Source organism: Streptomyces globosus (assembly GCF_003325375.1).
Classification (GTDB): domain Bacteria; phylum Actinomycetota; class Actinomycetes; order Streptomycetales; family Streptomycetaceae; genus Streptomyces; species Streptomyces globosus_A.
In genome coordinates this window covers 6,690,574-6,703,499 of sequence record NZ_CP030862.1, presented here as the reverse complement: position 1 = coordinate 6,703,499, position 12,926 = coordinate 6,690,574, and the positions used below count along the sequence as shown (strand labels likewise).

At 74.0% G+C, this 12,926-nt stretch carries 10 protein-coding genes, 2 tRNA genes and 1 other RNA gene; 8 read left to right on the top strand and 5 right to left on the bottom strand.

The window, feature by feature from the left end; all coding sequences use genetic code 11:
- Positions 1 to 496: 496 nt before the first annotated feature.
- Complete coding sequence (locus tag C0216_RS29790; RefSeq protein ID WP_114058219.1) at positions 497 to 772, top strand: hypothetical protein; 276 nt, start codon at positions 497 to 499, stop codon at positions 770 to 772.
- A 160-nt stretch (positions 773 to 932) separates the two neighbouring features.
- Entirely contained in the window at positions 933 to 1,196 is a 264-nt protein-coding gene (locus tag C0216_RS34800) for a PIN domain-containing protein (RefSeq protein ID WP_246042740.1), read from the top strand.
- Here C0216_RS34800 and C0216_RS29780 read toward each other — a convergent pair.
- Entirely contained in the window at positions 1,171 to 2,130 is a 960-nt protein-coding gene (locus C0216_RS29780; RefSeq protein WP_114058218.1) for a phosphorothioated DNA-binding restriction endonuclease, read from the bottom strand. The two genes, C0216_RS34800 and C0216_RS29780, sit on opposite strands and share 26 nt — an antisense overlap.
- A gap of 189 nt (positions 2,131 to 2,319) precedes the next feature.
- A tRNA-Ser gene (locus C0216_RS29775) sits at positions 2,320 to 2,404 on the bottom strand.
- A 73-nt stretch (positions 2,405 to 2,477) separates the two neighbouring features.
- Between C0216_RS29775 and ffs the strand changes: the two genes are divergently transcribed.
- The 6 genes from ffs to C0216_RS29745 all read left to right on the top strand — a co-directional run bounded on the left by ffs (position 2,478) and on the right by C0216_RS29745 (position 10,772).
- Positions 2,478 to 2,572, top strand: an RNA gene (gene ffs, locus C0216_RS29770) — signal recognition particle sRNA small type.
- A gap of 80 nt (positions 2,573 to 2,652) precedes the next feature.
- On the top strand, positions 2,653 to 4,842 hold the full coding sequence (locus tag C0216_RS29765) for a DNA polymerase III subunit gamma and tau (protein WP_114058217.1): 2,190 nt from the start codon (positions 2,653 to 2,655) through the stop codon (positions 4,840 to 4,842).
- Between the two features lie 60 nt (positions 4,843 to 4,902).
- Positions 4,903 to 6,156 (top strand): phosphoribosylamine--glycine ligase, encoded by a 1,254-nt coding sequence (purD, locus tag C0216_RS29760; protein WP_114058216.1) that lies wholly within the window; start codon positions 4,903 to 4,905, stop codon positions 6,154 to 6,156.
- A 287-nt stretch (positions 6,157 to 6,443) separates the two neighbouring features.
- Complete coding sequence (locus C0216_RS29755; RefSeq protein WP_114058215.1) at positions 6,444 to 8,042, top strand: hypothetical protein; 1,599 nt, start codon at positions 6,444 to 6,446, stop codon at positions 8,040 to 8,042.
- Positions 8,043 to 8,293: 251 nt separating this feature from the next.
- The gene (locus tag C0216_RS29750; protein ID WP_114058214.1) at positions 8,294 to 9,772 is read left to right on the top strand and encodes a N,N-dimethylformamidase beta subunit family domain-containing protein; all 1,479 of its coding nucleotides are present in this window, start codon (positions 8,294 to 8,296) and stop codon (positions 9,770 to 9,772) included.
- 97 nt (positions 9,773 to 9,869) lie between these two features.
- On the top strand, positions 9,870 to 10,772 hold the full coding sequence (locus tag C0216_RS29745) for a phosphoribosylaminoimidazolesuccinocarboxamide synthase (protein WP_114058213.1): 903 nt from the start codon (positions 9,870 to 9,872) through the stop codon (positions 10,770 to 10,772).
- A 78-nt stretch (positions 10,773 to 10,850) separates the two neighbouring features.
- On the opposite strand, the gene C0216_RS29740 is transcribed toward C0216_RS29745, so the two are convergent.
- From C0216_RS29740 to C0216_RS29730, 3 genes are all read right to left on the bottom strand, one after another.
- Positions 10,851 to 10,926, bottom strand: a tRNA-Gly gene (locus tag C0216_RS29740).
- Positions 10,927 to 10,948: 22 nt separating this feature from the next.
- Positions 10,949 to 11,560 carry a response regulator transcription factor gene (locus C0216_RS29735; RefSeq protein WP_114058212.1) on the bottom strand — a complete coding sequence of 204 codons (612 nt, stop codon included), beginning with the start codon at positions 11,558 to 11,560 and terminating at the stop codon, positions 10,949 to 10,951.
- The gene (locus C0216_RS29730) at positions 11,557 to 12,804 is read right to left on the bottom strand and encodes a sensor histidine kinase (RefSeq protein WP_114058211.1); all 1,248 of its coding nucleotides are present in this window, start codon (positions 12,802 to 12,804) and stop codon (positions 11,557 to 11,559) included. Before C0216_RS29730 ends, C0216_RS29735 begins: the two co-directional genes overlap by 4 nt.
- Positions 12,805 to 12,926: the final 122 nt, after the last annotated feature.

The following is a 12,926-nucleotide window of genomic DNA, read 5'->3' as shown; positions in this document are numbered from 1 at the left end:
GCAGTGGGCTCGGGTGGAGGTTCGGAGGTGCGCGAACGTGCCGCACTCTGTCCGGGTGGGGAGGTCGGAGTTCGTTCGGTGCGGAAGGGCGGAGCGTTCGGGTGTTCGCCGGTCGGGCGTGTGCCGCGGCCGGCCGGCTCCCTCGTGGTCCGCGGCTCCACGGGATGCGACGCCCCTCGTGCCGCGAGCGCCTGTTCCGGGCTCGTATCGGCATTGCGGGCGTGGAGCGCTCAAGACTCGGCGCGAGACCGGGAGGGGTTGCCCCCAACACGCTTTCCACATGTTCGTACCCGGGTCCAGGTGAGGTCGCATGTGTCCTGACCTGCGGCGTAGCGCTTGGGCTGACCCCGTCCGGACGGGCCCGTACGGGGGCGAATGAGACCAGACCTGAGACCAGGCAGCCTGGGTTCGACGGGAACCAGCTTGCGGGACCGCCGGCCAGCCTAGGCTTGTCCTCAGGTATGGGCCCGCGGACCGCTTCGTGGAGGAACCGATCATGAGTACTGCCCCAAACCTCCCGCTCCCGCCCCGTCGGCCTGAAGAGCCGCATCCGCTGCGGACGATTCGGGAGATCCGGGAGTCCTTGCCCGAGCGGCAGCTCGGGCACTTCGACGCCGAGCTCGCCGACACCGACATCGACGCGCTACCGGAGATGCTTCACCGGTGGGCCACTCTCGGCAGTGACGGATTTCTTGATCGGCTTGAGTCGGCTCCGTTCGAGGGTCTGGAGTTCGGGCGGCGTTCCTACGACGATGCGGCGGGCGGCGAGTGATCTATCTGCTCGACACCAACGTGGTCTCCGAGATAACCACCCGGCCGAAGCCGTCTCCGGCTGTTGTGGCCTGGGCCCGTTCGGTCCCGTCCACTGGTCTCTATCTGAGTGTCATCACGATCGCGGAGATCGAGGCGGGCATCGCGCAGACTCCGGACCTGTGCGGCGTGCCGCTTTCGAGCGGGCGCTCGACAGCATTCGCGTTGACTACAGCGACCGGATCGCGGCCATCGGAGAACAGGAGGCCCTCGCGTACCTCGCTCTTCATCGGAAGCTGAAGAGCGCCGGAACCAGCATCGATCCGCCGGATGCGCTGATCGCCGCCACCGCCCTCGCGAACGGGTGGACCCTGGTGAGCCGGAACATCAAGCACCTGGCCCGGACCGGTGCGATCTTGCTCAACCCGTGGGAGTGCGAGGGCTGACCTGCGGGCGGCTGCGCGAGTCCTCGCGAGATCGACTTCGCGGAAGATCTGCTCCGGGGCGCGGGGTGCCGTGGAAGACCTGGCTGGTGTGCCAGGAGCGGTGGTGCGCCGCCACGGGGCGTGCGCCTGGCTGTGGGCCGATGAGAGGGCGGCCCGCGAGGGCTATGACGTGTTCGCGGGCCGCAAGGCTGCGGCCGACGAAGTGCTGCGAGACGAGGACGCGGTGGCCGTCGCCGACACCGAGGACGCCCTTGTCGAAGAGCTTGTGGTGCAGTGAGCAGAGGCAGAGCCCGTTGTCGACGTCATCGGGGCCGCCGAACGCCCACCAGCGCACGTGCGCGGCCTCCAGCCCGACCGGAACCGCTCCGATCCGCCCGTCGTAGCCGCAGAAGGCACACTGGTACTCGTAAGCCGTCAGCACCAGCTCCCGCAACCGCCGGTCCCTCGCCCGTCGCACCGGCGACAGCCGCCCGGTCTCAGTCGGCTCCAGCTCCAGCCCGATCGCTTCGCACAGTTCGCTGTGCAGGGAGGGCGGGAAGTGCTGGTCGAGCAGTACGCGCGCGAGCCGGCCCAGCAGTGAAGGCTCGCGCCGCAGTGCCGCCCGCAGCTCCGGCGCCAGCTGTCCGACGGCCCTGGTTGCCCGCAGCTCGCGCACCGCGCTGCCGGGACTGCCGGGGCCGCGGTCGGTGCGCACTTCCCACACCCCGTCGCTGACCAGATGGTGGAATGGGTAGGCGGGCGTCGTCCTGTTGGGCGGACCGTACTCGGCCAGCAGCCGCTTCAGGTCCTCCTCCACCGCGCTGTAGAACAGCCCCCCGTCGGCGTCCTGCTGGAACCGGCCGAGGGCGTACAGGAAGAGCAGCGGCTTGTGGGGAGCGCGCGCCCCACCCTTGGTCCACTGCCTCAACGTTGCGGTCCGCTCCAGCCAGTCCATGATCGGCGATCGTAGTGACCGCCGACCCGGACGTGCGCGCACATGTGCGTGAACCCTTGGCGACACGGTTGTGGATGGTTCGTTACTGAATGTCTGAAGTAAATGAGACCAAAACTGAGACCAGGGCATGCCGAAGAGCCGGACCGCGATCAGCGGTCCGGCTCTTCGTTTCGCCTGTTCAGGCGGCTGCGGAGGATACGAGATTCGAACTCGTGAGGGGTTGCCCCCAACACGCTTTCCAAGCGTGCGCCCTAGGCCTCTAGGCGAATCCTCCGCGACGAACAATACAAGACGATGAGGGGTGCTAGCGAACTCGATACCCGGGCGCTCCATCCGCTAGGGTGGGGGCAGCCCCTCACGTGGCGCTATCTCACCCAACTCCCCCAGGGCCGGAAGGCAGCAAGGGTAAGTGGGCTCTGGCGGGTGCGTGGGGGGCGTCTGCGTTCCCGGGCGGGCAGTGGGCGGTGGCTGCCTGGTGTGCGGCGGGGCGGTTTGTCGGCGGGCCCGGATAACCTCGTAGACGTGTCGTCCCTTGCGCTGTACCGCCGCTACCGCCCCGAGTCGTTCGCCGAGGTCATCGGCCAGGAGCATGTCACCGCTCCGCTGATGCAGGCCCTGCGGAACAACCGGGTCAACCACGCGTACCTGTTCAGCGGGCCCCGCGGCTGTGGCAAGACCACCAGCGCGCGCATCCTGGCCCGGTGCCTGAACTGTGAGCAGGGTCCCACTCCCGATCCGTGCGGGGAGTGCCAGTCCTGCCGGGACCTCGCGCGCAACGGGCCGGGGTCGATCGACGTGATCGAGATCGACGCCGCCTCCCACGGCGGTGTGGACGACGCCCGTGACCTGCGGGAGAAGGCGTTCTTCGGGCCGGCGTCGAGCCGCTACAAGATCTACATCATCGACGAGGCGCACATGGTCACCTCGGCGGGCTTCAACGCCCTGCTGAAGGTGGTCGAGGAGCCGCCGGAGCACCTGAAGTTCATCTTCGCGACCACCGAGCCCGAGAAGGTCATCGGGACCATCCGGTCGCGGACGCACCACTACCCCTTCCGGCTCGTGCCGCCCGGGACGCTGCGCGACTACCTGGGCGAGGTCTGCGGCCGTGAGGGCGCCAAGGTCGAGGACGGTGTGCTGCCGCTCGTGGTGCGGGCCGGCGCGGGCTCGGTGCGTGACTCGATGTCCGTCATGGACCAGCTGCTCGCGGGCGCCGGCGACGAGGGCGTGACGTACGCCATGGCGACGTCCCTGCTCGGCTACACGGACGGGTCGCTGCTGGACTCCGTCGTGGACGCGTTCGCCGCGGGGGACGGGGCCGCCGCGTTCGAGGTCGTCGACCGCGTCGTCGAGGGCGGGAACGACCCGCGCCGCTTCGTCGCCGACCTGCTGGAGCGGCTGCGCGACCTCGTGATCCTCGCTGCCGTGCCCGACGCCGCGGAGAAGGGGCTGATCGACGCCCCCGCCGATGTGCTGGAGCGGATGCAGGCGCAGGCGTCCGTCTTCGGTGCGGCCGAGCTCAGCCGGGCCGCCGACCTGGTGAACACCGGTCTGACCGAGATGCGGGGCGCCACCTCGCCGCGGCTCCAGCTGGAGCTGATCTGTGCGCGGGTGCTGCTGCCCGCGGCGTTCGACGACGAGCGGTCCATCCAGGCGCGTCTGGAGCGGCTGGAGCGGGGCGGAGCGGCCGCCGCGGCCATGGCGGGGGCCGCGGCGCTCGGGGCGCCCCCCGCCGCGCCCGTGTCCCTGCCCGTGGCCGCGCCGCCGGCCGTGCAGCCCGCGGCGCCGCAGCCCGCCATGGGGTACTCGCCCGGTCCCGAGGCGCACGCCATGGCGCCGGTGGCCGCTGCGCCGCCGCCGCAGCCTGCCGCGCCCGCCGCCCAGCCCGCCCAGCCTGCCGCGCCCGCCGCGGAGGCTCCCGCGGCGCCGGGGGCGTGGCCCGGGGCGGCCAAGCCCGGCTCCGGGGTGCGCGGCGCCTGGCCCACCGCGGCCGCGCCCGGGCAGGGCGCTCCCGCCCCCGCCGCACCGGCACCGGCCCCGGCGGCCGCCGCGGCCCCCGCTCCCGCCCCGGCCGCCGCGGCTCCGGCCGCGCAGCCTTCGCCGGGCATGGCGGCGGGCGCCGGGCAGGTGCAGGCGATGTGGCCCGGCATCCTCGACGCCGTCAAGAACCGCCGCCGCTTCACCTGGATCCTGCTCAGCCAGAACGCCCAGGTCACCGGATTCGACGGAACCACCCTCCAGCTCGGCTTCCCCAACCCCGGAGCCCGCGACAACTTCGCGAGCAGCGGCAGCGAGGACGTGCTCAAGGCCGTCCTGGCCGAGCAGTTCCAGGTCAACTGGAAGATCGACGCCGTCGTCGGCGGCGGCCAGCCCGCCCCGCAGCCGTCCGCGTACGGCGCCCCGGCGTACGGGGCACCGGCCGCCGCGCCCGCCCCGGCCCACAGCCCGCCGCCGGCTGCCCCGTCCGCTCCCGCGGCACCGGCGCCCGCGCCGCAGCCGTCCGCCCCGCCCCAGCAGTACCAGCCGCCGCAGCAGCCCCCGCAGGCCGCCGCCGCGCCGCAGGCGCCCGTACGGCAGGCACCGCCGCCGGTCGCGCCCGAGGACGACGTACCGGAGGAGGACGACCCCGACCTCGTCGAGAGCGCGCTGACCGGGCACGACCTCATCGTCCGCGAGCTCGGGGCGACCGTTGTGGAGGAATACACGAACGAGTAGGGACCCGTTTTCGGGTGGCCGCACAAAGGGCCGGCGCGCGGGCGGGCTAGGCTGCATGGCGTGAAGGTCCTCGTCATCGGCAGCGGCGCCCGCGAACACGCCCTGTGCCGCTCCCTGTCCCTCGACCCCGCCGTCGACGCGCTGTACTGCGCCCCCGGCAACGCCGGCATCGCCGAGGTGGCGGAGCTGCGCCCGGTCGACGCCCTCGACGGCGCCGCCGTGGCCGGCCTCGCCGCCGAGCTCGGCGCCGGCCTGGTCGTCATCGGCCCCGAAGCGCCCCTCGTCGCCGGCGTCGCCGACGCCGTCCGCGCCGCCGGCATCCCCGTCTTCGGGCCGTCCCGCGAGGCGGCGCAGCTGGAGGGGTCCAAGGCGTTCGCGAAGGACGTCATGGCCGCCGCCGGCGTCCCGACGGCCCGCAGCTACGTCTGCACCACGCCCGAGGAGGTCGACGAGGCGCTCGACGCCTTCGGCGCCCCCTACGTCGTCAAGGACGACGGCCTCGCGGCCGGCAAGGGCGTCGTCGTCACCGACGACCTGGAGGCCGCCCGCGCCCACGCGCTGGCCTGCGACCGCGTCGTCATCGAGGAGTACCTCGACGGCCCCGAGGTCTCCCTCTTCGCCATCACCGACGGCGCCACCGTGGTTCCGCTGCGCCCCGCCCAGGACTTCAAGCGCGCGCTCGACGGCGACCAGGGCCCCAACACAGGCGGCATGGGCGCCTACTCGCCGCTGCCGTGGGCCGACCCCGAGCTGGTCGACGAGGTCATGGCGACGGTGCTCCAGCCGACCGTCGACGAGCTGCGCCGCCGCGGCACCCCCTTCTCCGGCCTGCTGTACGCCGGCCTCGCGATCACCTCGCGCGGCGTCCGCGTCATCGAGTTCAACGCCCGCTTCGGCGACCCCGAGACGCAGGTCGTCCTGGCCCGTCTGAAGACCCCGCTCGCAGGCGTGCTGCTGAACGCGGCCAACGGCACCCTGGACGCCGAGCCGCCGCTGTCCTGGCGCGACGACGCCGCCGTCACGGTGGTCATCGCCTCGCACAACTACCCGGGCACGCCGCGCACCGGGGACCCGATCGAGGGCCTGGACGAGGTCGCCGCCGAGGACGGCCCCGACGCGTACGTGCTGCACGCGGGGACCCGGCGCGAGGGCGACGCGGTCGTCAGCGCGGGCGGCCGCGTCCTGTCGGTGACCGCCACGGGCGCCGACCTCGCGGAGGCCCGGGAGAAGGCGTACCGGGCCGTCGCGCGGATCCGGCTGGACGGCTCCCAGCACCGTACGGACATCGCCGCGAAGGCGGCCGCAGACAGCTGAGCAGGCAGATCCGCGACGCGGGCCCGGTGCGCGAGAGACCTGCGCACCGGGCCCGCGCGCATGTGCGTGTGCGAGTGCATCCGGCCGCGTTCGAACGCAGCAGCTTTGCCCAAAGCCATTCCATCGAGTGATCGTCATACTGTCCGGCTGACTGCCGGCCGCTCCCCAACTAGGGTGCGGCGCAAGCATTCCGGCACTTGGCCCACCGGCATTGCGATGTCAGTGGCGGGTGTCACAGTGGGGGAGTGAGCGAAACCGCCGCAGGGCAGAGGGGGTGAGGTCCGGCCGTGTCCGGAACCGGTTCGTATCGGGAAGGCGGCGCGCCGTCCGCGCGCTCCCGGGCCCTGGCTGTGCTCCGCGTGCGGAGCAGGGCGCTGGCCCTCTGCCTGCTGCCCGCCGCCGCGGCGGTGGTTCTGGTGACCGCCCGCATGACGGGCCGGCTCGCCGGCGATCCGTGGCCGCTGGTCACCCTCGTCGTCTGCGCGGTGGCTGCTGTCGTGCTGCTCGCCGCGGGCGTCTTCGCCGCCGTGGTGCTGCGCGCGGGCCCGCCCGTGACCCCGACCGTGCCGTTGGCCGAGTCGGAGGCGCCCGACCTGTACCGGCTGGTGCGGGACCTGGCCGACCGGATGGAGGTGCCCGCCCCGTCGGCCATAGCGCTCGCGCCGGACTGCGACAGCTGGCTGGAGGACCGCACGCATGCGGCCCACCGGCGGCGGGGCGCGGCCGCCGGCCCGGGCAGCGCGCCCGGCGCCGCGCCGGTGCTGGTGATCGGCTCCCCGTTCCTGTGGTGGATGCGGGTGGCGGAGCTGCGGGCGGTGCTCGCGCCCGTCGTCGCCGGTACGGGGCCCTCCGCGCACCCGGACATAGCCGACGCCCGGAGCTTCGTCCGTGGGCTCGACGCCGCCGCCGACGTGGGCAGCAGGCCCGGCCTCGGCTGGATCGGCCGCCCGGCCCGGCTGCTGCTGCGGCTCTGCCGGGACGACGCCGCCGAGATGGAGCGGGGTGTCGCCGCCGCCGCGTCCGCGCGGGCCGAGCGGGTCGACTACGGTCTGCGGATCACCGCCCAGGAGCAGGTCGGCCTCGCGTACGCGGGCTGGGACCGGCTGCTGACCAGGGTGGCGCTGCCCGCCTGGCGGATGGGCCGCTGGCCCTCCCACCTCGACGCGGGGGTCGTCTCCGCGTTGACCGAGCTGTCCCGGCGGGACCGGCTGGCCGACGGGTTCACCTCCCGGCTGGGCGAGCGGCCCGCCTGCGACCTGCTGGAGCGCCCCGGCGCGGTGGACGAGGCCGCCTCGCTGCTCGCCGCGCGGCTGTTCCACGGCGGCCCGGCCGAGCCGGGGCCGCAGTGGTCGCCCGTGGACTGGGCCGCGTACCCGGAGGAGGTCGTGGACCGCAAGTGGCGCCGGGAGGCGGCCCGGCTGCATGCCGCGCTGGACGCCCTTGCAGTGCCGGCCGGCACCGGGCCCACCCTGGACCGGGTTCTCGGCTACCTGGCGGGCGGGGGCGGCGAGGGCGGCCCCGGGGAGGCGCTGGCGGGGCGCCTCAGCGCCGATGTGGCCAGGGAGGAACGTTCCGCGGAGCACCGCGCCGAGCCGGTGCGGGGGGCGGACGCGGTGCCGCTGTTCCCGCTCCAGCCGCAGCGCAGCGGCCGCGACCTGCTCGCCGACCACGTGACGGCCGCGGTGTGCTGCGCTGCCGTCGACGGCGTGGGCGCCGGCCCGGGCCTGGACTGGCTGGACGGCCCCGTCCTCCTGCTTGCCGGGGAGCGCCGCCAGGACCTCGCCCCCCGCGTCCTGAGCCTCGTGGAGGACGGCGACGCGGAACCCCTCCGCGACTGGCTCGCAGCCCTGGGCATCCGCCCGGAGAAGCCGATCCGCCTCCTCTGACCGCCCCGGCTGCCCCTGGCTCACCGGCGCCGGGGCCCGCCTCCTGCACCACTGGAATCCCACAGGCAACTCCCGTTCGCCGTGCCGGGGCAGGGCTGATTTCCGGGCGGTGGCCGGTTGTGGCGAACGGTGACGGAATCAGCGCGTTATGTGATGTGCTGGGACCGGCCGCGGTCGGTCGCCCGGGCAGCCGAGCCGTGCCGGCAGCATGCAGCAGAGGACCGTACGGGGGAGCGAGGGAGGGGCGCGGAATGGGTTCGGACCAGATCCGGCGGTGGGAGTCGGGGGCACTCGCCCATGCGGTGAACGACCCCTTCGGGCAGGGCCCGCTGCCGTGGTTCCGCGGCAGCGAGGTCTACTTCGGCGACACCGGGCAGGTCGTGCCGTGGTACGTCGACCCGGCCATCGCCCCCGGCCGGCCGGCCCGCGCCACGGGCAGCGGCGGCCCCCGCACCGCGGACGACGTGCACCGGCAGATCAAGGGGTTCGCCTCCACCGGGGCGGTGGCCCCGGGCGAGGCCATCGACTTCCACATCACGGTCGACCCGCCCCAGCAGTTCTCCGTCGACGTCTACCGCATCGGCCACTACGGCGGCGACGGCGCCTCGAAGATCACCACCAGCCCCCGCCTCTCCGGGATCGTGCAGCCGCCCCCGCTGACCGCCGACCGGACCGTGTCCTGCCACCACTGGTGGCTGTCGTGGCGGCTGCAGGTCCCCTCGTACTGGAACCTCGGCGCCTACGTCGCCGTGCTGACCACCGCCGACGGCTACCGGTCCCACATCCCGTTCACCGTCCGAGACGAGCACCCCGCCGACCTGCTCCTGCTGCTGCCGGACGTCACCTGGCAGGCGTACAACCTGTACCCGGAGGACGGCCGCACGGGCGCCAGCCTCTACCACGCCTGGGACGCGGACGGCCGGCTGCTCGGCGAGCGCGACGCGGCGGTCACCGTCTCCTTCGACCGCCCCTACGCCGGCGCCGGGCTCCCGCTGCACGTCGGCCACGCCTACGACTTCATCCGCTGGGCCGAGCGCTACGGCTACGACCTCGCCTACGCCGACACCCGGGACCTGCACGCCGGCCGCGTCGACCCCACCCGCTACCGCGGCCTCGTCTTCCCCGGCCACGACGAGTACTGGTCGGCGGCCATGCGCCGCACCGCCGAGCGGGCCCGCGACCACGGCACCTCCCTCGTCTTCCTCTCCGCGAACACCATGTACTGGCAGGTCGAACTCGGCCCCTCCCCCTCGGGGGTTCCCGACCGGCTCCTGACCTGCCGAAAACGCCGCGGCCCGGGCCGCCCCTGCCTGTGGCGCGAGGTCGACCGCCCGGAGCAGCAGCTCCTCGGCATCCAGTACGCGGGCCGGGTCCCGGAGCCCGCCCCGCTCGTCGTCCGCAACGCCGAGCACTGGCTGTGGGACTCCACCGGGGCCGGCGAGAACGACGAGCTGCCCGGCCTGGTCGCGGGCGAGGCCGACCGGTACTTCCCGCGCACCCAGCTGCCCGAGCACCACGACCGGATCCTCCTCGCGCACTCCCCGTACCTCGACGGCGAGGGGGTGCGGCGGCACCAGGAGACCTCCCTGTACCGGGCGCCGAGCGGGGCGCTGGTCTTCGCCTCCGGCACCTTCGCGTGGTCCCCGGCGCTGGACCGCCCCGGGCACGTCGACGAGCGGATCCAGCGGGCCACGGCGAACCTCCTCGACCGGATCTGCAAGAGGGACTGAGCCGGGCGCCGCCCCCGCCGCCCCGACCCTCGTCGGCCGCTGCACGGCCGGTGCGGGAGAATGGGGCTGCGCTCGTACAGAACCACAGGGAGACCCCGTGTCCGGATTCGTCGAAAAGCCCGAGCCGGTGCAGGTGCCGGGCCTCGTCCACCTCCACACCGGCAAGGTGCGGGACCTCTACCGCGACGGGGACGGCAACCTCGTCATGGTCGCCAGCGACCGCATCTCCGCCTTCGACTGGGTGCTGCCCACCGGCATCCCGGACAAGGGCCGCGTCCTGACACAGCTGTCGCTGTGGTGGTTCGACCAGCTCGCCGACCTCGTCCCGAACCACGTCATCGGGACCGGCCTGCCCGCCGGCGCCCCCGCCGACTGGGAGGGCCGCACCCTGGTCTGCAAGGACCTGGAGATGGTCCCGGTCGAGTGCGTCGCCCGCGGCTACCTCACCGGCTCCGGCCTCGCCGAGTACCGGCAGACCCGTACGGTGTGCGGGCTCGCGCTGCCCGAGGGGCTCGTGGACGGCTCGGAGCTGCCCGCGCCGATCTTCACGCCGGCCGCCAAGGCGGAGGTCGGCGAGCACGACGAGAACGTCTCGTACGAGGAGGTGGCCCGCACCACCGGCGCCGAGACCGCCGCCCTGCTGCGCCGGACGACCCTGGACGTCTACGGGCGTGCCCGGGACATCGCCCGCGAGCGCGGGATCATCCTCGCGGACACCAAGTTCGAGTTCGGTTTCGACCGCGACGGCACGCTGGTCGCCGCCGACGAGGTGCTGACCCCCGACTCGTCCCGCTTCTGGCCGGCCGACCTGTGGGAGCCGGGCCGCGCCCAGCCGTCCTTCGACAAGCAGTTCGTCCGCGACTGGCTGTCCTCCCCGGCCTCCGGTTGGGACCCCAAGGGCGAACTGCCGCCGCCCGCCCTGCCGCAGGACGTCGTCGAGCAGACCCGCGCCAAGTACGTCGAGGCGTACGAGCGGCTCACCGGCCTGTCCTGGTCCTGAACGCGCGCCCCCCTCGGCCGAGCCGCGCCGAGGGGGGAGACGCCGGAAGCCCCCGGTCGGTGACCGGGGGCTTCCCTGTGGAGCGGACAACGAGACTCGAACTCGCGACATCCACCTTGGCAAGGTGGTGCTCTACCAACTGAGCTATGTCCGCAGGCGCCGTGGCGCGGGCACCACTATACCCAACCCCGCTCCCTGGCGAGACGCACCGCGGTGTGCCGGTTCTCGGCTCCCAGCTTCGAGGCCGCCGACGACAGGTAGTTGCGTACGGTGCCCTGCGACAGACCGGCCCGTTCGGCGATCTCCGCGATCGGCGCGCCGTCCCCGGCGAGCTCCAGCACCTCGGCCTCGCGGGCGGTCAGCGGCGAGTCGCCGGCGCTGATCGCGTCGGCCGCCAACTCGGGGTCCACGTACCGGCCGCCCGCGTGCACGGTGCGGATGAGCTCGGCGAGCCGCTGCGCCGACACGGTCTTCGGGGCGAACGCCCGCACGCCCGCGGCGAGGGCCCGCTTGAGGTGGCCGGGCCGCCCGTGACTGGTGACGATCATGGTGCGGCAGTCGGGGAGCTCGGCCTTCAGGGACGTGGCGACGCTCACGCCGTCCGCCCCCGGCATCTGCAGGTCGAGCACCGCCACGTCGGGCCGGTGCGCGCGGGCCATTGCCAGCGCCTCGGGCCCCGATGCCGCCTCGGCGACGACCAGCAGGTCGTCCTCCAGGGCGAGCAGGGCGGCGAGCGCGCCGCGGATCAGGTGCTCGTCGTCGGCCAGCAGTACGCGCACGGGGCTCATGCCCGCACCTCCAGTCCTCGCAGTTGGCGCCCGGGGATCCGGGCGCGCAGCCGGAACCGGCCGTCGCCGAGCGGGCCGGCCTCCAGAGTGCCGTCCAGGGCGGCGAGCCGCTCCCGCAGCCCGGCCAGTCCCGAGCCGGGGGGCCCGGCGGGGGCGCCCGGGGCTCCGTCGTTCTCCACGTCCAGGGTGAGCGCGCCGTCGCCGGCGGCCGCGCCGCCGGGGCTCTCGGCGGGAACGGTGAGGCGGATCACACAGGACCGGGCGTCGCCGTGCCGCAGCACGTTCGTGGTGGCCTCGCGGACCACCCACCCGAGCGCCGACTGCACCTCGGGGCGCAGGGCCCGCCCGGCCTCCACCTCGACCCTGCAGTCCATGCCGGCCGCGGCGAGGACGCCGCGGGCACCCTCCAGCTCGACCGCGAGGTCGGCCTCCCGGTAGCCGCGGACGACGTCGCGCACCTCGCGCTGGGATTCGCGGGCGATCCGCTGGACCTCGATCATCTGGTCCACGGCCTCGGGGCGCTCGCGGCGGGCCAGCTGCACGGCGAGTTCGCTCTTCAGGGCGATGACGGCGAGGTTGCGGCCCATGACGTCGTGCAGGTCCCGGCCGAAGCGGAGGCGCTCCTCGGCGACGGCGAGCTGGGCCTGGAGCTCGCGGGCGCGGTCGAGTTCGTGGACGGTCTTGAGGAGCCAGGCGGAGAAGGCGCAGGTGAAGGTGAGGAGGAGGCTGGTGAGGAAGACCCCGGTCGCGTATCCGGCTGCTTCCATGGGGGGTCGCAGTGCCGCGGACGGCAGCCCGGCGAGCACGGCCGCCGCGGCGGGCAGGCACGCCATGTGGCGGACCTTGTCCAGGGCGAGGGCGAGGGCGCCCGTAGCGAAGGCGACGGTGTTGACCACGATGATCGGGGTGGCGTTGCCGTCTCCGGCCTTCCCGGCGGAGTGCAGCAGGAGCAGGGCGGCCACGAGCACCACGGTCAGGGCGGAGAAGGCGGCGGCGTGCCGTACGGGGCGCTCGCGGCGGCCCAGGGCCCAGTCCAGTGCCCTGGCGGACAGCACCCCGAACAGCACGGGGTGGGCCAGTACGGGCAGGAGGAGGGCCGGGGCGACGTGCTTCGGCATCGCGCCGAGCGCGCCGACGAGCGCGAGCGCCTCGATGGCCATGAAGAAGTGGAACGACCAGCGCGTGTACAGCTCGACCTTGGCCGCGCTGCTGCGGTTCCTCCACCATCCGGTCAGTCTCGACACGGTCCCCGTCCGTCCCCCCGGCGCCCTCGGGCGGGCGCCCCTCACGGTCCAAGCCTGGCGGCGGGCCGGCCGCCGCACCAGTGCACGTGATCATCGCCGAGGATGACATTTGTCAGTGGCGC

What these genes read in the sequence shown, in the direction of transcription:
- C0216_RS29735 (WP_114058212.1), bottom strand. Translation starts at nt 11,560, where the DNA reads ATGAGCCCCGTGCGCGTACTGCTGGCCGACGACGAGCACCTGATCCGC.
- C0216_RS29750 (WP_114058214.1), top strand. Translation starts at nt 8,294, where the DNA reads ATGGGTTCGGACCAGATCCGGCGGTGGGAGTCGGGGGCACTCGCCCAT.
- C0216_RS29780 (WP_114058218.1), bottom strand. Translation starts at nt 2,130, where the DNA reads ATGGACTGGCTGGAGCGGACCGCAACGTTGAGGCAGTGGACCAAGGGT.
- C0216_RS29790 (WP_114058219.1), top strand. Translation starts at nt 497, where the DNA reads ATGAGTACTGCCCCAAACCTCCCGCTCCCGCCCCGTCGGCCTGAAGAG.